This is a genomic window from Streptomyces sp. BBFR2 (assembly GCF_044497305.1).
Lineage (GTDB): Bacteria > Actinomycetota > Actinomycetes > Streptomycetales > Streptomycetaceae > Streptomyces.
Genome location: NZ_CP172415.1, coordinates 5723096 through 5745545, shown reverse-complemented (window position 1 = coordinate 5745545; position 22450 = coordinate 5723096). Strand labels below are relative to the sequence as shown.

Sequence of the window (22450 nt, the reverse complement as noted above, 5' to 3'; positions counted from 1 at the left end):
CCCCCACCCCCGCGCGCCGGCCGGACACAACGGCGCCGCGCGACCGCTCACGGACACGCGAGCGCTGACGGACATACGAAACGGGCCCCGCCGGTGTGGCGGGGCCCGCTCCGTTCTGCGATGCCGTGAAGACGCTGCTCAGTCGCGTGCGGCGCGTCGTGCCCTGCGGTAGAGCAGGGCGCCACCGAGCATCAGCCCGGCGCTGGCCGAGGCCGCGTACCCGATCGATCCGGCACCGGTGTGCGCGAGCTCACGCACCGGCCCCGGAGTGGTGACGATCTTGGCGTGCGACTCCGTCTGCGGCCGCGGTCCCGGCGTGGAGGGGTGCTCCTTCACCGGCTCACCGGGGTGCTGCGGCTCCGACGGCTGCGACGGCTTCTCCGGCGTCCCCGGCTCGGCCGGGTGAGCCGGCCGGGTCGGGACCGCGTCGTTGCCGCATTCGTTGCCGGACGCGCCGTTGAGCGCGCCGATGACGTCGATGCTGTTGCCACAGGCGTTGACCGGGATGTCGACCGGCACCTGGACGTTGTTGCCGGACGCCACACCCGGCGAACCGGTGGCGCCGCCCTCGGCCGACGAGCCATGCGACGGGCTGCCGTGCCCGTTGCCCTGCTCCCCGCCCTGACCTGCGGGCTTGCCGCCCTGGTCGGACTGGCCGGCGCCCGGTGAAGTGCCGTGGGCACCGGAGCCGTTGACGCAGCTGTTGCCCATCGCGGGGTTCAGCAGACCGACGACGTTGACGGTGTTGCCACAGGCGTTGACCGGTACGTGGACCGGGACCTGCACGGAGTTGCCGGATGCGACACCGGGTGAGCGTGCCGCGCCTCCCTGAGCGCCCGCGTCGGCGTGTGCGTAGCCGACGGTGGCGGCCAGGATGCCGCCTGCGGCCGCCACGGTGATCAGGCCCTTGCGTGCGACCTGTCTCATAGGTTGTTCCCCTGCCTTGTGCCTTGCGGATGCGGACGGACGCGGGAGCGCACCGCCCGCCGAAATCCCCAGCGGCTCCGGAACGCGGAAGGCGTTCCGGAGCCGACCGGATCGGACCCTTACGGGTGCAGATGCGACCTCAGTCGTTGATGCAGGTGTTGCCGAAGGCGGGGTTCAACAGCCCGATCACGGAGACCGTGTTGCCGCAGACGTTCACCGGGATGTGCACCGGCACCTGGATCACATTGCCGGAAACCACGCCCGGGGAGCCGACGGCGACACCCTTGGCTCCCGAGTCGGCAACGGCCAGGCCCGCGCCGGCGAGCACGAATCCACCGGTGAGCGCCGCGGCAGCGACGACCTTCTTGATCATGTAAATCCTCCTACGTTGGCAGTGCGATCCCAGCCGCGGACCGCACAGCCTGCAACGAGATGGAGGGCGGTCAAGCTACGAACAAGGCACAGCATTCACTCTTTCCAGCGAAAAACCCCTAGATGTTGGGCAGTTCCCCCTATCTGAGAGGGGCTCAGCTCGCGTCGATGAAGCGGTCCAGCACCCGGACGCCGAACTTCAGCCCGTCCACCGGCACCCGCTCGTCGACGCCGTGGAACATGCCCGCGAAGTCCAGCTCCGGCGGCAGCTTCAGCGGCGCGAACCCGAAGCCGCGGATGCCGAGCCGGTCGAACGACTTGGCGTCGGTCCCGGCCGAGAGCATGTACGGCACGGCCTTCGCGATCGGGTCCTCGGCGAGCAGCGACGACTGCATCGCGTCGACCAGGGCTCCGTCGAAGCTGGTCTCCAGGGCCTTGTCGGCGTGGACGTCCTCGCGCTTGACGCGGGGGCCGAGGAGCCGGTCGAGATCGGCCAGGAACTCCTCCTCGTAACCGGGCAGGAAACGGCCGTCGACATGGGCGGTGGCCTGGCCGGGGATGACGTTGACCTTGTAGCCGGAGCCGAGCTGGGTGGGGTTGGCGGTGTTCTTGAGGGAGGCGCCGATGAGCTTGGCGATGCCGCCGAGCTTCGCCAGGGTGTCCTCCATGTTCTCCGGGTCGAGTTCGGTGCCCAGCGCGTCGCCCAGTTCGTCCAGGAAGTGGCGGAGGGTCTTGGTGACGCGTACCGGGAACTCGTGACGGCCCAGCCGGCCGACGGCCTCGGAGAGTTCGGTGATGGCATTGTCGCGGTGGATCATCGAGCCGTGGCCGGCGGTGCCGTCCACGGTGAGCTTCATCCAGTGCATGCCCTTCTGCGCCGTCTCGATGAGGTAGAGCCGCAGGTTCTCGTTGACGGTGAACGAGAAGCCGCCGACCTCGCTGATCGCCTCGGTGACACCTTCGAAGAGGCCGGGGTGGTTGTCGACGAGGTGACGGGCGCCGTAGGTGCCGCCGGCCTCCTCGTCGGCGAGGAAGGCCAGGACGATGTCGCGGGGCGGCTTGCGGCCGGAGCGCATCCGGTCGCGGACGACCGCCAGCGTCATCGCGTCCATGTCCTTCATGTCCACGGCGCCGCGGCCCCAGACGCACCCGTCGGCGATCTCGCCGGAGAACGGGTGGTGGGTCCAGTCGTCGGCGTTGGCCGGGACGACGTCGGTGTGGCCGTGGATGAGCAGGGCCGGGCGGGAGCTGTCCTCACCCTCGATACGGGCGACCGTCGAGGCCCGGCCCGGGTGGGATTCGAAGATCTGCGGCTCCAGCCCGACCTCCGCGAGCTTCTCCGCGACGTACTCCGCCGCGACGCGCTCGCCGGGGCCGGAGTGGTCGCCGTAATTGCTGGTGTCGATCCGGATCAGGTCCCGGCACAGGTCGACGACCTCGTCCTCGCCGGTGACCGTACGGGCCGGCTGTGACTCGCTCACGCTGCCTCCTTGGGTTCGCGGCCGCGGCGCGCTCCCCCGAGGAGCCGCCCGCGGCGGGGTCCACCGCCATCCTCCACCCCGGCCGGGCTCCGCCCAAGGCCGCAATGCTGCCGACATGCCCTGGTCACAGGCGCGCGCCGGGTGCGGCATGAGGGTGATCGAGCACCCCGAAAGGTTTGCTATTGTTTTCTCTGTCGGAACGGCCCAGGTCGCAACGGCAGACACCTTGTCCGGGTGGCGGAATGGCAGACGCGCTAGCTTGAGGTGCTAGTGCCCTTTATCGGGCGTGGGGGTTCAAGTCCCCCCTCGGACACCAGCTAAGACCCCAGTTCAACTGGGGTCTTTTTGCTTTTCCGGGCGGTGACGGCGGTGCGGGCGCACCCGGGTAATTCCGATGCGTCCGCAGGGCCCGCCCCCGTAACCTGCGCGCCGTTGGTGGAGTGGTGCGGGGAAGGGTGGGCGGGTGCTGATCTTTGATGCGGATGACACGTTGTGGGAGAACAACGTGATCTTCGAGCGGGTCATCGAGGAGTTCCTGGACTGGATGGAGCGTCCCGGGCTCGGGCGGGACGAGGTGCGGGCGGTGCTCGACGGGATCGAGGCGGCGAACGCGGTGACGTACGGGTACGGCAGCAAGGTCTTTCTGCGCAGCCTCGGGGAGTGTCTGGCGCGGCTGCGGGGGCGGGAGGCGAACGCGCGGGAGGCGGCGCGGATCGCCGGGTGGGCGGCGGCGTTCGACGGCGGGACGGTGGAGCTGCTCGACGGGGTGGAGCGGACGCTGGCGGAGCTGGCCGGACGCCATGAGCTGCTGTTGCTCACCAAGGGCGAGGCTGAGGAGCAGCGGCGCAAGGTCACCGCGTCCGGGCTGGGCGGGCACTTCCGGGGCGTGCACATCGTGCCGGAGAAGGAGGCGGCCACGTACGCGGGGCTGGTGCGGGAGTACGGGGTGGCGCCGGAGGAGGCGTGGATGATCGGCAACTCGCCGCGGTCGGACATCCTTCCGGCCCGGTCGGCGGGGCTGAACGCGGTGTTCATCCCGCACGACCGGACGTGGGTGCTGGAGCACGCGGAGCTGGATCCGGCGGACGGGAAGGTGCTGCGGCTCGGGGCGTTCGGGGAATTGGTGCGGCACTTCTGAGCGGGTCCGCGGTGCGGTGACCGGCGTCGGGGTGCGGTTCCGGCCCCTCTTCGTCCAGGGGTGTGCGGCGCCGCCCGGTGGCGGTGCGGCTTCGGGGTCACGGTTCCGGCCTTCGTTCGTCCGAGGTGGTGCGGTGCCGCCGGTGGCGGTGCGGTGAGCGGCTTCGGAGTGCGGTTCCGGTCCCTTCCGTCCGAGGTTGTCCGGTGCCGCCCGGTGGCGGTGCGTGCGGGAAGGGGCGGTGGGGCCGGGGCCGCGGTCCGGGGCGCACGTAGCATGAGCCGGATGACTTCCAAGCGTTCCGGGCGGGTGGCCGCCGAGACTCCGTGCCGGGTCACCGTCTGCCGTGGTTGCTGCTGTGGTGACGGGGCGAAGGTTCCCGGCGTCGATCATGCCGGGCAGATCCCGCGGCTGCGGGCGGCGCTCGGGGGCGCCGCGCCGGTGCGGGCCTCGGAGTGCCTGGACGTCTGCGATCAGGCGAACGTGGTCGTGGTGCAGCCGTCGGCCGCCGGGCGGGCGGCGGGCGGGCGTCCGGTGTGGCTGGGGCTGGTCAACGACGAGGACGCGCTGGCGGACATCGCCGCGTGGATACGGGCCGGCGGGCCCGGTCTGGCCGAGCCGCCCGGGGTGCTCGATCTGTACACGTTCACGGTGTCGCGGCGGGTACGGGCGGCGTTGGAGGAGTGAGCGGGGCGGGCGGCCTTGCCCGGAGGCCTGGAGGGCCGCCCTCGTCCGGAGGCTCGGCGGCCTGCCCTTCCCGGAGGCCCCGTCCGCGCCCGGTGCTCCGCTCCGTACCGCGTGTTCCGTCGCTGCGGCGGCGCCGTTCAGGACGGTGTGCGCCGGGGATACGCGACGGGGCCGTACGGGCGGGAAGCCGGTGCGGCCCCGTCACGTATCCGCGGGTCAGGACGGTGCGTGCCGCGGCCCGGCCGGGGCTCCGGAGAGGGCCCGCCGGGCCGCCGGGCGCGCCGGGAGGGCTCGTTCGGGAAAGCTCGCGCCCCCGGCCGGAGCGCCTCGGAGCGGGCCTGTCACCGGCCGGGGCGGGCGCAGCGGGAGGGGTCCGTTCAGGCGAGTGCGCGTGCTGCCGCGCGGCCCGCGGTGCGGCCGGAGAAGAGGCAGCCGCCGAGGAAGGTGCCTTCGAGGGAGCGGTAGCCGTGGACGCCGCCCCCGCCGAAGCCTGCGGCCTCGCCCGCCGCGTAGACGCCGGGCAGGGGGGTGCCGTCGTCGGTCAGGACGCGGGAGGAGAGGTCGGTCTCCAGGCCGCCGAGGGTCTTGCGGGTGAGGATGTGCAGCCGTACGGCGATGAGCGGGCCGGCCTTGGGGTCGAGCAGGCGGTGCGGGGCGGCGGTGCGGATGAGGCGGTCGCCGAGGAACTTGCGGGCGCCGCGCACGGCGGTGACCTGGAGGTCCTTGGTGAAGGGGTGGGCGATCTCGCGGTCGCGGGCGACGACCTCGCGGGTGAGCGCGGCCTCGTCGATCAGCGGTTCGCCCGTCAGGTCGTTCATCTGGCGGACCAGGGCGGGCAGGGTGCGGGCGGTGAGGAAGTCGGTCCCGTGATCGAGGAACGCCTGGACGGGGCCGGGGGTGCCGCCGCGGGCGCGGCCGAGGACGTCGCGGATGGATCTGCCGGTCAGGTCCGGGTTCTGTTCGGAGCCGGAGAGGGTGAACTCCTTCTCGATGATCTTGCGGGTGAGGACGAACCAGGTGTGGTCGTGGCCGGTGCGCATGATGTGGTCGAGGGTGCCGAGGGTGTCGAAGCCGGGGAAGAGCGGCACCGGCAGGCGTTTGCCGGTCGCGTCGAGCCAGAGCGGGGACGGGCCGGAGAGGATGCGGATGCCGTGCTTCGGCCAGATCGGGTTCCAGTTGTCGATGCCCTCGGTGTAGTGCCACATCCGGTCGCGGTTGATGAGGCGGGCGCCGGCCTTCTCGGCGACTCCGAGCATCGCGCCGTCGACGTGGGCGGGGACGCCGGAGAGCATGTGGCGCGGCGGGGTGCCGAGCCGTTCGGGCCAGTTGGCGCGGACCAGGTCGTGGTTGCCGCCGATGCCGCCGGAGGTGACGATCACAGCCTGGGCGCGAAGGGTGAAGGTGCCGGCGGTCTCGCGGCTGCTGGGTGTGCCGCGTTCGGCGTCGGAGGGGACGAGGATGTCGCCGCTGACGGTGTCGACGGCGCCCGCGGTGCTGGTCAGGCCGGTGACGCGGTGGCGGAAGCGGAGGTCGACCAGGCCGCGGGCCGCGCCCTCGCGGACCCGGCGGGCGAAGGGGGCGACGAGGCCGGGCCCGGTGCCCCAGGTGATGTGGAAGCGCGGGACGGAGTTGCCGTGGCCGGTGGCGTCGTAGCCGCCGCGTTCGGCCCAGCCGACGACGGGGAAGAACCGGACGCCCTGCCGGTGCAGCCAGGAGCGTTTCTCCCCGGCGGCGAAGTCGACGTACGCCTCGGCCCATTTGCGGGGCCAGTGGTCCTCGGGGCGGTCGAATCCGGCGGTGCCGAGCCAGTCCTGCCAGGCCAGGTCGTGGCTGTCGCGGATGCGCAGGCGGCGCTGCTCGGGTGAGCCGACGAGGAAGAGGCCGCCGAAGGACCAGTGGGCCTGACCGCCGAGGGACTGTTCGGGCTCCTGGTCGAGCAGGATCACCTTCCGTCCCGCGTCGGCCAGTTCCGCGGTGGCCGCGAGGCCGGCCAGGCCCGCTCCGATCACGATCACATCAGCGTCGTACGCCATCGTCAGCTCTCCTCACCGGGGCGTGCCGGACGCCCCGGACGCCGTGGTGATCCGATCCTCCGCGCAGGCCGGTACGGGCGTCAACAGTCCTACCGACCGGTCAGCACGGAGGGTGGGGGCGGTGCGGGGCCGGGGGCGGGGTGCCTGCGGGCGGGGTGCACGGGGACGGGCGGGGCTCGCGGAGGGGCCGGTCCGGTGCGGACGATGTGCGGCGGGTTGGCGGGGCGAGCCGGGGCGGGTGGTGCGTACGGGCGGGCCGGAGCTTCCGCGTGCGGGTCCCGTACGGGGACGGGCGGAGCTTAGGCGGATGCGGGCCGAGTGCGGCGGCTTGCGGCAGGGCGGTGGGGCGGAGCGTCCGCGTGCGTCGTACGGGGACGGGCGGGGCTTGCGGAGGGCTCGGGGCGGGCCGGATGGAACGGCGCGCGGGGGTCGGTGGGGCCGAGGCCGGGGCGGGGGCGGGGGTGGGTGGATATCCTCGGGTTCACCTCCATGCCGCCTGATATGAGGTGTATGTCCTTGTCCGTGACTGTGATCGTGCTGTCCGTCGGTGCGGCCTGCTGTCTGGGGCTGGGGTTCGTCTTCCAGCAGGCGGCGGCGCAGCACGCGCCGATGAAGGACTTCCTCTCACTGCGGCTGCTGCTCGATCTGGCGCGGATGCCGCGCTGGCTGGCCGGGATCGGGCTGATGGTCTGCGGGATGGCGCTGGGCGCGGTCGCGTTGGGGATGGGTGACATCACGCTGGTCGAGCCGTTGCTGGCGACCAATCTGCTGTTCGCGATGGCGCTGTCGCGGTGGCTGACCAGGCAGCGGCTGGGGCGCAGCGGGTGGGCCGGGCTGTGGCTGCTGGCGGGCGGGGTGACCGCGTTCATCGTGGCGGGGCGGCCGCACGGCGGGCAGGCGACCGCCGATCCGCTGCGGCAGTGGCTGATCATCGGTGTGGTCCTGGGTACGGCGCTGCTGCTGACCGCGGTCGCGAAGCGGGTGTGGATGGCGTTGGAGGCGGCGCTGCTGGGCACCGCGGCGGGGCTGCTCTACGGGCTGCAGGACGCGCTGACGCGGATGAGCGGGGACCGGTTCACCGCCGGCGGCTGGGCGGCGGTGGCGACGAGCTGGCAGCCGTACGCGGTGGTGGCGCTCGGGGTGACGGCGCTGGTGCTGGTGCAGAGCGCGTTCGAGACGGCGCCGTTGCGGCTGTCGCTGCCGGCGCTGACGGCGGCGCAGCCGCTGGCCGGGATCGCGTGCGGGGTCGGGTTCCTCGGCGACCGGCTGCGGATGACGCCGGGCGCGCTGGCCTGGCAGGCGGCCGGGATCGTTGCGATCGTGGTGGGGATCGTGCTGATCGGCCGTCATCCGGCGATGCCGCCGGGGTCGGGGCCGCACCCCCGGGCGCGGACGCTCGCACCGCACTGAGGCGGCGGGCCCGGCGGCCCGGAGGCGGCGGGCCGGTGGTTGCATGGCGGTATGACCGATCAGCAACCGCTCGACGCGGACGAAGTGCTCGACATCGTCGATGAACAGGACCGGGTGGTGGGCCGGGCGCCACGCGGCGAGGTGTACGCCCGGGGGCTGCGGCACCGCTGCGCGTTCATCCTCGTCCGGGACCTGGAGGACCGGATCTTCGTCCACCGCCGGACGGACCGGAAGCTGGTCTTCCCCGGGTTCTACGACATGTTCGTCGGCGGGGTGGTGGGCGCCGGGGAGAGCTACGACGACGCGGCGCTGCGGGAGGCCGAGGAGGAGTTGGGCGTCCGGGGGCTCGACCGGCCCGAGCACCGCTTCTCGTTCCTCTACGAGGGGGACGGCGGCCAGTGGTGGTCTGCGGTGTACGAGGTGCGGTGCGCGCTGCCGGTGGCGCCGCAGGAGTCGGAGGTGGCCTGGCACGCCTTCGTCACCGAGGAGGAGCTGACGCGGCGGCTGACCGAGTGGCAGTGGACACCGGACGGGCTCGCGGCGTACCGGCGGCTCACGGAGTGGCGCGCCGGCGGGGGCCGCTGATGGCGGAGGTCGGGGAGTCCAGGGGCGGAGCGACGGGGCCGGGCGGCGGGCGGCCGGTGCGGGAGGCGGTGCGGCTGTGGTGGTCGCCCGCGCGGATCGGTGCGGAGGGCCGCACCCCGGACTACCGCTTCTCGCTGGCGAACGAGCGGACCCTGCTGGCGTGGTTGCGGACCGGGCTCGCGCTGGTCGGCGGCGGTTTCGCGGTGGATCAGTTCCTGCCGCGGCTGCATCCGGGGCTGCGGACGGCGTTCACGGTGGTGCTGCTGGCGGCCGGGGCGCTGTGCGGGGTGCGGGCGGTGCACCACTGGGTGCGGTGCGAGCGGGCGATGCGGCGCGGCGAGGATCTGCCGATGACGCGCTTCCCGTCGCTGCTGGCGCTGGTCGTGGGGGCGCTGGCCGCCGCGATGGTGGTGCTGGTCGCGGTCGGCTGGACGCGGTGAGCGGGGGCGCGGCGCGGGACCCCGGGCTCCAGCCGGAACGCACCCGGCTGGCCTGGCGGCGCACCACGCTCTCCTGCACGGTCGTGGTGGCGCTGGCCGTCCGGCGGCTGGCCCAGGGCACGGCACCGGGCGCGGCGGCGATCGGCGCCGTGGCGCTGACGGGAGTGGCCTGGCTGCTCTTCGGCCTGACGGCACACCGCCGGATGCGGGCACTGGCCACCGGCCGCCCGGCGGCCCTGGACGCGCGCTGCGCGGGCCTCGCCGCCCTGTGCACGGTCGCGGTGGCGGTGCTGGGCGGGGTGGTGGTCGGCGGAGGGTGAGGGGGCCGCGCCGGGCGGGGCTCGTGCCGGGCGGCCGGGGCCTCGCTCCGTACGGGTCGGAGGCGGAAGAACGGCCAGGTCCGGCGCGCTCTCCCGTCCCTTGCGTCAGGTCGTGGCGTTGCGCGTGGGCGGCGGGCCGGGGGCCTGAGGTGCGGCGGTACGGTGACGCGGCCGCCGTACCGGAGGGGGTGCCATGGTCCGGTGCCGGGTCTCCGGGCGGCGGCGGAATCCGTCATACCGAGGAGCCTTCCATGTCCCGAACCTCCCGTCCCGTGTCCGACGCCGTCCCCGAGGAGCCGGGGCTGACCGAGGTGGCCGCGGGTGTCTCGGCGTTCATCCAGCCGGACGGCGGCTGGTGCCTGAACAACGCCGGGGTGGTGACCGACGGCGCCACGACGCTGCTGGTGGACACCGCCGCGACCGAGCGCCGGGCGCGGCTGCTGGCCCGGCGGATCGCGGAGAGCGGGGCGCCCGCGCCGCGTACCGTCGTCAACACCCACCACCACGGCGATCACACCTACGGCAACGCCGTCTTCGCCCCGGCGGCCACGATCATCGGGCACACCGAGTGCCGCAGCGAACTCCTCGCGGCCGGGCACCAGTTGGAGGCGGTGTGGCCGCAGACCGACTTCGGCGACATCGTGCTGACGCCGCCGTCGCTGACGTACACCGACAGCCTGACGCTGTACGTCGGCGACACCGAGGTGCGGCTGATCCACCCGGGCGTCGCGCACACCCGGGGCGACACGGTGGTGTGGCTGCCGCGGCAGCGCACCGTCTTCACCGGCGACCTGGTCTTCAACGGCGGTACACCGTTCGTGTTCATGGGGTCGCTGGCCGGGTCGCTGCGCGCGCTGGAGCTGCTGCGGTCGCTGGACGCGACGACGGTGGTGCCGGGCCACGGGCCGGTGACCGGACCCGAGGTGTACGACACCGTCGAGGCGTACCTGCGGTTCACCGACGAGCTGGCGCGGCGCAGTCACGCGGCCGGGCTGACCCCGCTGGAGGCGGCGCGCGGCGCCGATCTCGGGCCGTTCGCGGAGCTGGCCGAGAGCGAGCGGCTGGTGGCCAATCTGCACCGGGCGTACGCGGAGCTGGAGGGCGCCGAGCCCGGTGCGCCGCTGGACGTCCGGGCCGGGTTCGGTGACATGACGGTGATGAACGGCGGGGTGCCGGTGGCCTGCCACGCCTGAGCGGGCGGCGCGCCGGGAGGTGACCGGGGCACGCCGGGGAGGAGACCGGGGGCCGGGAGGCGACCGGGGGCGCGGGAGGCGACCGGGGGCCGGGAGGCGACCGGGGGCGCGGGAGGCGACCGGGGGCGCGGGAGGCGACCGGGGGCGCGGGAGGCGACCGGGGGCGCGGGAGGCGACCGGGGGCGCGGGGCGTACTGCCCCGCGCCCCCGTCGTATCCCGCCGTCCGTGTGCCGGGGGTCGCCGGTCCGGGCCCGGCCGACCGGTACCGGCCGCGCCCCGCCGTCCGTGTGCCGGGGCCGTGCTTTTCCGCCACCTCGGTGGCGCGTGACCCATCCCCCACGCCGGGGCACTGGACTCCATACCGACTAGTCGGCATGATCGTACGCGGGTGCCCGGCGACGGCCCCCGGGCACGCCCGGCGCCGCCACCGCACCGCACCGTCCGACCGCCGGATCCTCGACCTCACCGGCGAGGGCCTGACCAACCGTCCACTCCGCATGGAGGCCACATGAGCAAGGGCACCCCTCCCCCGCCGGGCACGGACGCGCAGGCGCCGCCCGGACTCGACCCGGAGGCGCTCCGCCGCCACCTGGAGCGCGAACGGCCGGGCCTGACGGCCGGCCCGCTGCGCGCGGAGCTGATCCAGGGCGGGCGGTCCAACCTCACCTACCGCGTCACCGACGGCACCTCCTCCTGGGTGGTGCGCCGCCCGCCGCTCGGCCACGTCCTCGCCACCGCGCACGACATGGCCCGCGAACACCGGGTGATCAGCGCCCTGCACCCCACGCCGGTACCGGTCCCCGCAACGCTGCTGCTGTGCGAGGACGCGTCCGTCATCGGCGCGCCGTTCTACGTGATGGAGCTGGTCGAGGGCGTGCCGTACCGGACCGCGGAGCAGTTGCGGCCGCTGGGCGCCGAGCGGACCCGGGCGGTGGTGCTGTCGCTCGTCGACACCCTCGTCGAGCTGCACGCCGTCGACCCGGAGGCCGTCGGACTGACCGGGTTCGGGCGCCCGGACGGCTTCCTGGAACGCCAACTGCGGCGCTGGGGAAAGCAGTTGGCCGCCTCCCGGGGCCGCGACCTGCCGGGCATCGAGACGCTGCACGAGGGGCTGGGCCGGGCACTGCCCGCCTCGCCCGCGCCCGCCGTCGTCCACGGCGACTACCGGCTCGACAACGTACTGATCGGCGCGGACGACGCCCCCACGGCCGTCCTCGACTGGGAGATGTCCACCCTCGGCGACCCGCTGACCGACCTCGGACTGCTGGCGATGTACAGCTCCGACCTGGGGCTCGCCGAATCGCCGGTCTCCACCACGAGCGGCGCGCCCGGCCACCCGGCGCCGGAGGAGCTGATCGCCCGCTACGCGGAGCGCTCCGGGCGGGACACCTCCGCGATCGCCTGGTACACCGCGTTCGCGTGGTTCAAGCTCGCGGTGATCCTGGAGGGCATCCACTACCGGTACACGCTCGGGCAGACCGTCGGCGCCGGGTTCGACCGGATCGGCGAACTCGTGCCGGTCTTCATCCACCACGGACTCACCACCCTCAAGGAAGGCTGAGGCACCCATGGACTTCGCATTCGACGCCCGTACCGAGGAGCTGCGCGCGCGGCTGCTGGCCTTCATGGACGAGCACGTCCTGCCCGCGGAGGCGACGGCACACGAACAGCGCGCCGCACTGGCCTCGCCGTGGCAGACGCCGCCGGTGGTGGAGGAGCTGAAGGCCGAGGCGCGGCGGCAGGGGCTGTGGAACCTCTTCCTGCCCGACGCGGAACTGGGCGCCGGGCTCACCAACCTCCAGTACGCCCCGCTCGCCGAGATCACCGGCCGCAGCCCGCAGCTCGCGCCGACCGCGCTGAACTGCGCCGCGCCCGACACCGGCAACATGGAGGTACTGGCGCAGTTCGGCGACGCGGCGCAGCGCAAGGAGTGGCTGGAGCCGCTACTGGCCGGGGAGATCCGCTCGGCGTTCGCGATGACCGAGCCGGATGTCGCCTCGTCGGACGCGACGAACATCGAGACCCGCATCGAGAAGGCCACCGACGGCTCCGGCGACTACCTCATCAACGGCCGCAAGTGGTACATCTCCGGCGCGATGCACCCGGACTGCCGCATCTTCATCGTCATGGGCAAGACCGACCCGGACGGCGCGGACATCCGCCGCCAGCAGTCGATGATCCTCGTCCCCCGCAGCGCCCCCGGCCTGACCGTCAAGCGCGCCATGCAGGTCTACGGCTACGAGGACCACTACCACGGCGGCCACGCCGAGGTGCTCTTCGAGAACGTCCGGGTGCCCGCGGCGAACCTCATCGGCGAGGAGGGCGGCGGCTTCGCCATCGCCCAGGCACGGCTGGGCCCCGGCCGGATCCACCACTGCATGCGGCTGATCGGCATGGCGGAGCGCGCCATCGAGCTGATGTGCCGCCGCGCGGTCTCCCGCGAGGCGTTCGGCAAGCCGCTGGCCCAGCAGGGCGTGGTACAGGAGTGGATCGCGGACGCACGGGTCGCGGTGGAACAACTGCGGCTGCTGGTCCTCAAGACCGCCTGGCTGATGGACACCGTCGGCAACAAGGGCGCGCACACCGAGATCCAGGCCATCAAGATCGCCACCCCGCGCACCGTCGTCGACATCCTCGACAAGGCGGTCCAGCTCCACGGCGCGGGCGGCGTCAGCCAGGACTTCCCCCTGGCCGAACTGTGGGCCGCGGCCCGCACCCTGCGGCTGGCGGACGGCCCGGACGAGGTACACCAGCGGTCATTGGCCCGGCGGGAGCTGAAGCGGTACCTGTAGGGGGCGGTGGCACCGGGGCCGTTCCTGGAGGGAGCGGAGCCGGCGCGGGAGTGCGGCGTGTCATGAGGGCGGGCGCGCCGGACCACCCGTAGGGCGGGGTCGAACGGATTCCGTAGGGGTCGGATGCGCCCCCTGCGGGGCCACAACGCCGGGCGGAGCGCCGGTGTTCCTGTGACATCTGTGGGGGCACTACGGCAGCGGGAAGCGCGACGGCCGCGGGACCCATGACTGCCACAGACGATGCGCGCTTGCCCCCCAACCGTCTGCGCGGGTGAGAGGCTTCGTACGCCGTGTCGGCGTGCAGGCGCTGGGCTTGAAGTACCGGGTCGCCCTGCGGCCGCACCTTCGACGGCGGGATCAGCGGCTCGGCGATCTCCCACACCCCGTCCGGGACGGCCCAACTCCACGCACCCCGCCCCATGATGGCGGCCGACGCTCCCCTCACCACAGGACACGGCCCAAGACGCTGTTCCATTTGGTGAGGCGGCGATAGGCGATGAGGGCTGCGGCTGTGCCGGCGAAGGCAAGGAAGTGTTCCGCCTTGTCTTCGGGGCGTCGGTGGAGGCGTCCGCAGCCGCTCAGCCAGGACACCGCTCTCCACGACCGGCGGCGGCCCAGCCGGGCTCTGGGCGAAGTCGCGGGCCAGTCGGCGCCGGTCGCACACGGCGCCCTCCCGCCGCGCCGCGAGGGCGTTGATGCCTTCGCCCCTGTCAGCGGGATCTGAAGCGTCTGCGGGCTGGTCGCGCTGGTCGCGCAGCCGGACGAACCGGGCGGCCGGATCGGGGTGCTTCCGGTTCAGGCCGGTGAGATCACCGCGGGCATTCAGGGCCTGGCCGAGCAGCACCGCCCGGCCGGCTTCCAGCAGTCGCAGGGCCCGGGTCGCACGCTCCGGCGCCGGCCACCGCGGGGTCAGCCAGGGCCGGGGCAGCGTGCGTCCCCCCGGCAAGGCCGGCGAAGCCGCCGAGCGCGTGCTGACGCCCCGGAACCGCCGGTCGTCGGTTTGAGCGTGTGAATGCCGTTCCGGGAAGCCGGCGAAGCCAGGGCTCACAAAGGCCAACGACCAGTGCCCTTGGCATGTACCGCTCGCAAACGGGCGGCGTTTGCGGCGGTTTGCTGCGTGATTGTGGTGATTAGCGATCAGACATGCGGGCATATCCGCATGACCAGCCGCCCCACACGGCGCTTCCGGGCCCACCCGGCCTGGACGGGCAGCGTCGGCACCCGCACCACACCAGGATCACCACCGCGGGCATTCCAGTCTCTGGAACCGCGTGTGTGCGGTGACGCGGCGACAGAGCTCTACGCGACCGGTACGCACGCAGGGGCGGCCTGACACGGCATGACACGACGAAGAGGAGTTCGCTGTGAGATCCATATTCATGACATTTCATGAGGTGCGCCATGGCTGCCGGTGACTTGGACCCGTCCTTCGGGACGGGCGGCAAGGTCAGCATCGACTTCGGTGCGGTCTCCATCGCCAACGCGGTCGCGCTCCAGAGCGACGCGAAGCTGGTACTGGCGGGCCGGGTCGGTGATGCCAGCACCGGAGACTTCGGAGTGGCCCGGCTGAACCGTAACGGCAGCCTGGACACCACCTTCGGCACCGGCGGCAAGGTCACCCTCTCCCTCAGCGCGGCGGAGGACGTCGCACGTGCCGTCGCCATCCAGAGCGACGGGAAGATCGTGGTGGGCGGCTTCGCCGGCTCCGAGGCGGCCGGCAACATCGCGGTGGTCCGCTTCAACCCGGACGGCACCCTCGACGCCGGCTTCGGCTCCGGCGGCGTGGCCATCTACGACATCAGCGGCCCCACCGGGGACGCCATCCGCGGAATGGTCCTCCAGCCCGACGGCAAGATCCTCGGCGTCGGAGCGGCCGGCGCCAACGCCGGCCTGATCCGGCTCAACCCCGACGGAAGCCTGGACACCACCTTCGCGGGCGGTGCGGGCAAGGAGGCCGTGTCCCTCGGCAACGCGGGACACCTCTTCGCCCTGTCCCTGCTGAGCACGGGCGCGTTCCTGGTCGCCGGGTTCGACAGCACCGCCCTCACCCAGGACGACTTCCTCCTTGCGCGGTTCAACGCGGACGGGAGCCTGGACAGCACATTCGGCAGCTCCGGGCTCGTGCGCACGGACTTCAACGGGCTCAACGACCTGGCGTTCGCCATGACCGTGCAGAGTGACGGCAAGATCGTCCTCGGCGGGGACACCGACTCCACCGACCCCGTCGGAATCAGCGGAGACGTCAAGGCCGGCTGGACGCGCTACGACTCGGCGGGCACCCTCGACAGCGCATTCGGCACCGCGGGCAAGACGCAGATCAACCCCACGGTGCTCTGCGACGGGGTGCGCGGCCTGGTCCTCCAGAGCGACGGGAAGATCGTCGCAGGAGGCTTCATCGGCGAGACCACGGGCCTGGCGAGCTTCGCCGACCCGGTGGCCGGAGACTTCGCGGTCTACCGGCTCAACACCAACGGGACACCCGACACCACCTTCGGTATCGGCGGCGCTGTGCGCACCGACTTCGCCGGTCTGGGCGATGGCGGCCGTGCCGTCACCCTCCAGACAGCCAACAGAATCGTCCTGGTGGGCGGAGCGACGACGAACCACCTCAACTTCGCCGCCGCCCGCTACAAGACCTGACCTCCACCAACCGCGGACCTCAGCACCACCCGGGGCCGGCACGGCGGACACCGACCGCTGTGCCGGCCCCGGGCCGGCTGACCGGCGAGGGCCGTCCCGGGACGAAGCCGGCCCGCACGAGGCGCGCAAACTCGCAGGTCAAGGCCATCCGGTGGGCCCCGCTACAGGGCCCGCAACCACCTCGCCTTCCCGGCCTCGCCGCAACCCTCCGCCGCTGCAAACGGCTCCGCAAACTCACCGCACAGGACACGGCCTACGGCCGCAACGCCCTCAGCAGCAGCTCCGCCAGATGGTCCGCCACTTCCTGCGGGGTCAGCGGGCCGTCCTCGCGGTACCAGGTGCCGAGGTGGTGGACGGAGCCGAAGTGGTAGTCCACGACGAGGTCGGCGGGGACGTCGGTGGCGAAGACGCCGGTGCGCTGGCCCTCCTCGATCAGGGCGCGGAACCGTTCGTGGTAGCGGCGGCGTTCGGCCCGTACCTGCTTGTCCTTCTCCGGGCCGAGGTGGTGCATCGACCGGAAGAAGATCTTGGTGTCGTCGAGGTTTTCGAGGGTGGTGACGACGACGTCGGCGGCGGCGTCGCGCAGCCGCCGCTCCACCGGCGCGTCGGCCCCGGCGAAGTGGTCCAGGCGCTCCTGCTGGAGGCGGAGCACCCGGCCGTAGACCTCGTGGAGCAGGTCCTCCTTGGAGCCGAAGTAGTGGTAGAGGGCGCCCTTGGTGACGCCCGCCGCGTCGACGATCTCCTGGACGGAGGTGCGGTCGTAGCCGCGCTCCGCGAAGAGGCGGGTGGCGGTGGCCAGCAACCGCTGCGCCACCGGCTTCGTGCCGTCGCCGTCCTTCGTTGCGGCCATCGCCGTCACCTGTTTCCTTCGTCGTCGCGCGGGTCGTTCGCGGGAGCCGGAGCCGGTCAGCGGCCGCCGGGGCGGGTGCGGTCACGCAGCTCCCGCCGGAGGATCTTCCCACTGGTGGTCTTCGGCAGCTCGGGCAGGATCTCGACCTCCCGGGGACATTTGTACGCGGCGAGCCGCTCACGGCAGTGTCCGGTCAGCTCCGCCGGGTCCGCCGTGGCGCCGGGCCGCAGGCTGACGTACGCCTTGACGCTCTCCCCGCGGTAGGAGTCCGGGATGCCGACGACGGCCGCCTCGCGCACCGCCGGGTGGGTGTAGAGGACGTCCTCGACCTCGCGGGGCCAGACCTTGAAGCCGGAGGCGTTGATCATGTCCTTCTTGCGGTCGACGACGTAGAGCCAGCCGCCGGCGTCCATGAAGCCGATGTCGCCGGTGCGCAGTTCGCCGCCGGGTATCGCGCGGGCGGTCGCGTCGGGCTGCCGCCAGTAGCCCGCGACGACCTGGGGGCCGCGGACCACGATCTCGCCGTGGGTGCCGAACGGGACGTCGGCGCCCTTCTCGTCGACGATCCGGACGACGGCGTCGGGGCCGGGCACGCCGACGGCGAGGGTGCCGGACTCCGGGTCGACGGGCGCCTCGCGGCCGGGCGGGACGGTGGAGAGGGTGGCGGAGGTCTCGGTCAGGCCGTAGCCGTTGTGGAGGTAGCGGCCGGATCCGGCGCGGAACGCCTCCACCAGGGCGGGCGGGACGGGGGCGCCGCCGGAGGCGATCATCGCGAAGGAGGAGAAGTGGTCGCGGGTGACGCCCGGGTGGGCGAGCAGCGCCATGAACGCGGTGGCGGGGCCGACGGTGAAGGCCGGGCGGTGTTCCAGGAAGGCGTCCAGGACGGTGCCCGGGTCGAAGCGGTAGGTGAGGGCGAGGGTGCCGTGGTTGGCCCAGGAGGCGGCCAGTTCGGTGACCATGCCGGTGATGTGGAAGAGCGGGGCGAGCGCGAAGTAGGTGGAACCGGCGGGCAGGCCCAGGCCGGTGCGCTGCCGCTCGGCGTTGTAGGCGAGGTTGCCGTGCGTGTTGACGGCGCCCTTGGGGGTGCCGCTGGTGCCGGAGGTGTAGCTGATCAGCGCGGGGTCGGAGGCGGCCGGTCCGCCGGGGGCGGGCACCGGCCCGGCGGCGGCGCCGCGGGCGACCGTCAGCAGGTCGTCGGCGCCCTCCCGGGGGCCGAGGCGCTCCGGGCGCAGCACCCGGGTGTCGTCGCGGGTCTGGAGCCCCGCCTCACAGGCGGTCAGGGCGATGCGTACGGACGGCTGGGCGGCGGCGGTGTCGCGGAGGAAGGCGTCCCAGGTGTGGTCGGCGCAGATGACGGCGGTGACCTCGGCGTCGGAGAGCACATGGGCCATCTCGCCCGCCTTGTACATGGGGTTGGCGGGGACGGCGACGCCGCCGGCCTTCCAGACGCCGAGGGCGGCGAGGACGAAGTGCGGGGTGTTCTGGAGCATCACCACGGCGCGGTCGCCGGGGCGGAAGCCGCGGGCGGCGAGGTGGGCGGCGACGGTGTCGGAGAGCGCGTCGGTCTCGGCGTACGTCAGGCGGGCGTCGAAGTAGGCGAGGGCGGTGCGCTCGGGTACGTGGCGGACCGCGTCACGGAAGGCGTGCAGCGGGGAGGCGGGCGGGTCGGCGGGCGCGCGCTGCGCCTCGGTGAGCTGCGCCAGCCACGGCTTGTCCTGGTAGGAGGTCATCGGATGCGGCCCTTTCGTCCTGGGCACCGGATCCGCCGTACGCGGCCCGGGGCCGGTGGCGTACGGGGACCGGCCGGTGCCGGATGCCGTGCGGGGAGGGACGGGGCGGCGGTCGGCCGCCCTGGGGTGGGCCGCGCGGGGCGGCCCGGTCGGCAGGGGGCGCGTGGCGGGTGGCCGTGCGCCCGGGGCGGCTACCTGCCTTCGGTCTGCTCCAGCTTCTGCTGGAGACGGTTCATGCTGCCGAGCCAGCGGTCGGGTTCGGTGGCGCGGGCGGTGTAGTAGGCGGCGACCTCCGGGTGCGGCAGGACGAGGAAGCGGTCCTCGGCCATCGCGTCGAGGAGGGCGTCGGCGACGGCTTCCGGTTCGACGGCGGTGGGGGTGAGGACCAGTTCCCCGGCGGCTCCGGTCGCGGCGAGCATGTCGGTGCGGACGCCCTGCGGGCAGATGGCGTGGACCGCGACGCCGCGGTGGCGGTAGGTCAGCGACAGCCATTCGGCGAAGGCGTACGCGCCGTGCTTGGTGACGCTGTAGGGCGCCGCCTCGATCATGGTGAGGAGGCCGGCGGCGGAGACGGTGGAGACGAAGCGCCCGGCGCCGCGCTCCAGCCAGCCGGGCAGCAGGTCGCGGGCGGCGCGGACGTGCGCCATGACGTTGACGTCCCAGGCCAGGGCCCAGTCCTCCTCGGGCGCCCCGGGGCCGCCGCCGGTGCCGACGCCGGCGTTGGCGCAGAAGATGTCGATGTCGCCGCCGAGCGCCTCACGGGCGGCGGCGACAACGGCGGAGGCGTCCCCGGGGACGGCGGTGCCCCCGATCTCCGCGGCGGTCCTCGCCGCCTTGGCCGCGTCGAGGTCGTTGACGGCGACGCGGGCACCCTCGGCGGCGAAGCGGCGGGCCAGTGCGGCTCCGATCCCCCCGCCCGCCCCGGTGACGACAACTGCCTTGTCCCGTACGGCTTCCACGCTGGCTCTCCCTACCGTCGTTCGGCTCTCCCCCGGGAGGAGACTAACCAGTCGGTATGTGGCAGCGGAAGAGCCGGACGCGCCATGTCCGGCGCGTTCCCCGGGGCGCGCGGGCGGGTTACGGTGCGCTCGGCACGGACCCTGTCCGCTCACCGTTCCCGGAGGGCCGCACATGCCCCTGTCCCGACGTCTGCTGCTCGGCCGTCTCGCCGCGACCGGAGCCGCCGGCGCGGCGCCCGCCACCGCCTCCGCCGCGCCACCGGACGGCCCCGTCCGCCGCCCGGTGCGGACCGGTTTCGACCGGCTCGCCGCCGACGGCTACCGCCTCCTCGACGGCCGCACCGTCGGCATCGTCACCAACCCGACCGGCGTCACGGCCGAGCTGCGCCACATCGTCGACGTGCTGCACGCCGACGCACGGGTGCGGCTGCGCGCCGTGTTCGGCCCCGAGCACGGCTTCCGGGGCACCGCGCAGGCGGGCGGCTCGGAGGGCCGGTACGACGATCCGGCGACCGGACTGCCGGTCTACGACACGTACGGGAAGAGCGGCGGGGAGCTGGCGGAGATCTTCACCGCGTCCGGGGTGGACACCGTCGTCTTCGACATCCAGGACGCCGGCGCGCGGTTCTACACGTACATCTGGACGCTGTACGACTGCATGGTGGCCGCCGCGCTGGCGGGCAAGCGGTTCGTGGTGCTGGACCGGCCCAATCCGGTGACCGGGCGGGACGCGGCGGGGCCGGTGCTCGATCCGGCGTACGCGTCGTTCGTCGGGCGCAAACCGATCGCGCAGGCGCACGGGATGACGGTGACGGAGCTGGCTCGGCTGTTCAACGGGGAGTTCGTGGCGGCGGACGCGGGGCGGGCGGTGCGGCTGGAGACGGTGGCGATGTCCGGGTGGCGGCGCGGTGACTTCTTCGACGCGACGGGGCTGCCGTGGGTACCGCCGAGCCCGAACATGCCGACGCCCGACACCGCGCTGGTCTACGCCGGGACCTGCCTGTTCGAGGGCACCAACCTCTCCGAGGGGCGCGGCACCACCCGCCCGTTCGAGCTGCTGGGCGCGGAGGGCGTCGACCACCGCTGGGCCGCGGCGGCGAACGGGCTCGCGCTGCCCGGTGTGCGGTTCCGGGAGGCGTACTTCGCGCCCGCGTTCTCGAAGTTCGCGGGGCGGACGGTCGGCGGGGTGCAACTGCACATCACGGACCGGGCGGCGTTCGACCCGGTACGGACCGGTATCGCGCTGCTGGTGACGGCGAAACGGGTGTGGGGCGGCTTCGCCTGGCGGCCGGATCACGGCATCGACCGGCTGACCGGCTCCGCGACCGTCCGCACGATGATCGACCGGGGCGCGGGGACGGACGAGGTGGTCGGCGCCTGGCAGCGCGACCTGGCCCGCTTCCGCGCCGTACGCCGCCGCTACCTGCGGTATCCGTAGGGGCGCGGCCGGGGATCACGTTTCCATGTCTCGCATTTCGAGACGAAGCGTCCCACCCATTGACTGCACCGCTCACCGGCCAAGAGCATGCGGCTCGTGGAAACCGATACGACACCAGCGAAGAACGGGCCGGGAACGGCGGATGCCGCGGCCACCGCGGAGGGCGGCGGGGAGAGCCTGCGCCGGGTGGCGGTGGCCTCCTTCATCGGCACGGCCATCGAGTTCTACGACTTCTACATCTACGGCACCGCCGCCGCCCTCGTCCTCAACGACGCGTTCTTCCCGGGGCTCGACCCGGTGAACGCCACCCTCGCGTCGTTCTCCACCTACGCGGTGGCGTTCGCCGCCCGGCCGCTGGGCTCGCTGATCTTCGGGCACTTCGGCGACCGGGTCGGCCGTAAGTCCGTCCTGGTGGCGTCGCTGCTGATGATGGGGTTGTCGACGGCGTTCGTGGGCCTGCTGCCCGGCTACGCCACGCTCGGCATCTGGGCACCGCTGCTGCTGGTGCTGCTCCGCTTCGTGCAGGGCATCGGGCTGGGCGGTGAATGGGGCGGCGCGGCGCTGCTCGCCGTCGAGCACGCGCCGAAGCGGCGCCGCGGGCTGTACGCGGCGTTCCCCCAACTGGGCCCGTCCGTCGGGTTCTTCGCCGCGACCGGCGTGTTCTGGCTGCTGTCCGCGGTCCTGGACGACGCGGCGTTCCGGTCCTGGGGCTGGCGGGTGCCGTTCCTGCTGTCGTTCCTGCTGGTCGGCGTCGGCCTCTTCGTCCGGTTGAAGATCAGTGAGACGCCGGTCTTCGCGAAGGTGCGGGCCGCGCAGGAGGCCGGACGGGTCCCGGCGCTCGACGTCTTCAAGCGCCATCCGAAGGAGCTGCTGCTGGGCTCCGGCGGCATGATCATCGCGTACGGCCTCTTCTACACCGCGACGACCTACTGCCTCTCGTACACCACCGGCACCCTCGGCGTCTCCCGGAACACGATGCTGGGGCTGTCGCTGGTCGCCTGTCTCTTCCTCGCCGCGGGGACGTGGCTGGCCGCGACCCGCTCGGACGGCTTCGGGCGCCGCAAGCTGGTCCTCGCCGGTACGGGTCTCGCCGTGGTGTGGGGCCTGGTGCTCTTCCCGCTGCTGGACACCGGACAGCCGGCGCTGATCGCCCTCGGCATCGGCGGCGCGCTGTTCTGCATGGGCGTGGTGTACGGGCCGATGGGCGCGTATCTGCCCGAGCTGTTCGGCACGACGGTGCGGTACTCGGGCGCCTCGCTCGCCTACAACCTGGGCGGGGTGCTGGGCGGCGCCGTCGCCCCGCTGGTCGCCACCCGGCTCCAGTCGGCGTTCGGCTCCGCGTCGGTCGGCTGGTACGTCAGCGCGATGGCCGTGGTGTCCCTGCTGTGTGTCCTGGCGCTGCCGGAGACCCGCACCCGCGAACTGGGCTGAGCCCGCCGCGACGCGAGCCGGTCCGG

Annotated in this window: 20 protein-coding genes, 1 tRNA gene and 1 pseudogene; 14 read left to right on the top strand and 8 right to left on the bottom strand. The window is 73.3% G+C overall.

What is annotated here, in order from left to right; all coding sequences use genetic code 11:
• Window positions 1-138 precede the first annotated feature (138 nt).
• The 3 genes from ACGH2B_RS23465 to ACGH2B_RS23455 all read right to left on the bottom strand — a co-directional run bounded on the left by ACGH2B_RS23465 (window position 139) and on the right by ACGH2B_RS23455 (window position 2780).
• A complete protein-coding gene (locus ACGH2B_RS23465; protein WP_399093310.1) occupies window positions 139-927 on the bottom strand; it encodes a chaplin in 789 nt (262 codons plus the stop codon).
• 139 nt (window positions 928-1066) lie between these two features.
• Window positions 1067-1300, bottom strand: coding sequence for a chaplin (locus tag ACGH2B_RS23460; protein ID WP_399093307.1), 234 nt, complete (start codon window positions 1298-1300; stop codon window positions 1067-1069).
• A gap of 154 nt (window positions 1301-1454) precedes the next feature.
• A complete protein-coding gene (locus tag ACGH2B_RS23455; RefSeq protein WP_399093304.1) occupies window positions 1455-2780 on the bottom strand; it encodes a M20/M25/M40 family metallo-hydrolase in 1326 nt (441 codons plus the stop codon).
• Window positions 2781-3008: 228 nt separating this feature from the next.
• On the opposite strand from ACGH2B_RS23455, the gene ACGH2B_RS23450 reads away from it, so the two are divergent.
• From ACGH2B_RS23450 to ACGH2B_RS23440, 3 genes are all read left to right on the top strand, one after another.
• Window positions 3009-3096, top strand: a tRNA-Leu gene (locus tag ACGH2B_RS23450).
• Between the two features lie 147 nt (window positions 3097-3243).
• On the top strand, window positions 3244-3918 hold the full coding sequence (locus tag ACGH2B_RS23445) for an HAD family hydrolase (protein WP_399093301.1): 675 nt from the start codon (window positions 3244-3246) through the stop codon (window positions 3916-3918).
• A gap of 282 nt (window positions 3919-4200) precedes the next feature.
• Window positions 4201-4602, top strand: coding sequence for a (2Fe-2S) ferredoxin domain-containing protein (locus ACGH2B_RS23440; protein WP_399093298.1), 402 nt, complete (start codon window positions 4201-4203; stop codon window positions 4600-4602).
• Between the two features lie 377 nt (window positions 4603-4979).
• On the opposite strand, the gene ACGH2B_RS23435 is transcribed toward ACGH2B_RS23440, so the two are convergent.
• Window positions 4980-6635 (bottom strand): FAD-binding dehydrogenase, encoded by a 1656-nt coding sequence (locus tag ACGH2B_RS23435; RefSeq protein ID WP_399093295.1) that lies wholly within the window; start codon window positions 6633-6635, stop codon window positions 4980-4982.
• A gap of 510 nt (window positions 6636-7145) precedes the next feature.
• On the opposite strand from ACGH2B_RS23435, the gene ACGH2B_RS23430 reads away from it, so the two are divergent.
• The 8 genes from ACGH2B_RS23430 (at window position 7146) to ACGH2B_RS23395 (ending at window position 13376) form a co-directional block, all read left to right on the top strand.
• Window positions 7146-8045 (top strand): DMT family transporter, encoded by a 900-nt coding sequence (locus ACGH2B_RS23430; RefSeq protein WP_399093292.1) that lies wholly within the window; start codon window positions 7146-7148, stop codon window positions 8043-8045.
• A gap of 51 nt (window positions 8046-8096) precedes the next feature.
• Window positions 8097-8630, top strand: coding sequence for an NUDIX hydrolase (locus ACGH2B_RS23425; RefSeq protein WP_399093289.1), 534 nt, complete (start codon window positions 8097-8099; stop codon window positions 8628-8630).
• Window positions 8630-9070: a YidH family protein gene (locus tag ACGH2B_RS23420; protein ID WP_399093286.1), complete on the top strand. Its 441-nt coding sequence runs from the start codon at window positions 8630-8632 to the stop codon at window positions 9068-9070. The genes ACGH2B_RS23425 and ACGH2B_RS23420 overlap by 1 nt, the downstream gene beginning before the upstream one ends.
• Window positions 9067-9390: a DUF202 domain-containing protein gene (locus tag ACGH2B_RS23415; RefSeq protein WP_399093283.1), complete on the top strand. Its 324-nt coding sequence runs from the start codon at window positions 9067-9069 to the stop codon at window positions 9388-9390. Before ACGH2B_RS23420 ends, ACGH2B_RS23415 begins: the two co-directional genes overlap by 4 nt.
• A gap of 251 nt (window positions 9391-9641) precedes the next feature.
• Window positions 9642-10583, top strand: coding sequence for an MBL fold metallo-hydrolase (locus tag ACGH2B_RS23410; protein WP_399093280.1), 942 nt, complete (start codon window positions 9642-9644; stop codon window positions 10581-10583).
• Window positions 10584-10958: 375 nt separating this feature from the next.
• The gene (locus tag ACGH2B_RS23405) at window positions 10959-11096 is read left to right on the top strand and encodes a hypothetical protein (protein WP_399093277.1); all 138 of its coding nucleotides are present in this window, start codon (window positions 10959-10961) and stop codon (window positions 11094-11096) included.
• Complete coding sequence (locus tag ACGH2B_RS23400) at window positions 11093-12145, top strand: phosphotransferase family protein (RefSeq protein ID WP_399093274.1); 1053 nt, start codon at window positions 11093-11095, stop codon at window positions 12143-12145. The genes ACGH2B_RS23405 and ACGH2B_RS23400 overlap by 4 nt, the downstream gene beginning before the upstream one ends.
• Window positions 12146-12152: 7 nt before the next feature.
• Window positions 12153-13376 carry an acyl-CoA dehydrogenase family protein gene (locus tag ACGH2B_RS23395; protein ID WP_399093271.1) on the top strand — a complete coding sequence of 408 codons (1224 nt, stop codon included), beginning with the start codon at window positions 12153-12155 and terminating at the stop codon, window positions 13374-13376.
• A gap of 328 nt (window positions 13377-13704) precedes the next feature.
• Here the strand turns inward: ACGH2B_RS23395 and ACGH2B_RS23390 are convergent.
• Window positions 13705-13797 (bottom strand): annotated as a pseudogene (locus tag ACGH2B_RS23390) (IS5/IS1182 family transposase); the annotation flags it as partial.
• Between the two features lie 980 nt (window positions 13798-14777).
• Between ACGH2B_RS23390 and ACGH2B_RS23385 the strand changes: the two are divergent.
• On the top strand, window positions 14778-16016 hold the full coding sequence (locus tag ACGH2B_RS23385; protein WP_399093268.1) for a hypothetical protein: 1239 nt from the start codon (window positions 14778-14780) through the stop codon (window positions 16014-16016).
• A gap of 253 nt (window positions 16017-16269) precedes the next feature.
• Here ACGH2B_RS23385 and ACGH2B_RS23380 read toward each other — a convergent pair whose 3' ends face one another.
• The 3 genes from ACGH2B_RS23380 to ACGH2B_RS23370 form a co-directional block, all read right to left on the bottom strand.
• Window positions 16270-16866: a TetR/AcrR family transcriptional regulator gene (locus ACGH2B_RS23380; protein ID WP_399093265.1), complete on the bottom strand. Its 597-nt coding sequence runs from the start codon at window positions 16864-16866 to the stop codon at window positions 16270-16272.
• A gap of 56 nt (window positions 16867-16922) precedes the next feature.
• Entirely contained in the window at window positions 16923-18596 is a 1674-nt protein-coding gene (locus ACGH2B_RS23375) for a class I adenylate-forming enzyme family protein (protein ID WP_399093262.1), read from the bottom strand.
• A 191-nt stretch (window positions 18597-18787) separates the two neighbouring features.
• Complete coding sequence (locus tag ACGH2B_RS23370) at window positions 18788-19555, bottom strand: SDR family oxidoreductase (RefSeq protein WP_399093259.1); 768 nt, start codon at window positions 19553-19555, stop codon at window positions 18788-18790.
• Between the two features lie 172 nt (window positions 19556-19727).
• On the opposite strand from ACGH2B_RS23370, the gene ACGH2B_RS23365 reads away from it, so the two are divergent.
• Window positions 19728-20993: an exo-beta-N-acetylmuramidase NamZ domain-containing protein gene (locus ACGH2B_RS23365; protein ID WP_399093256.1), complete on the top strand. Its 1266-nt coding sequence runs from the start codon at window positions 19728-19730 to the stop codon at window positions 20991-20993.
• 96 nt (window positions 20994-21089) lie between these two features.
• Window positions 21090-22424 carry an MFS transporter gene (locus tag ACGH2B_RS23360; protein ID WP_399093253.1) on the top strand — a complete coding sequence of 445 codons (1335 nt, stop codon included), beginning with the start codon at window positions 21090-21092 and terminating at the stop codon, window positions 22422-22424.
• Window positions 22425-22450 lie beyond the last annotated feature (26 nt).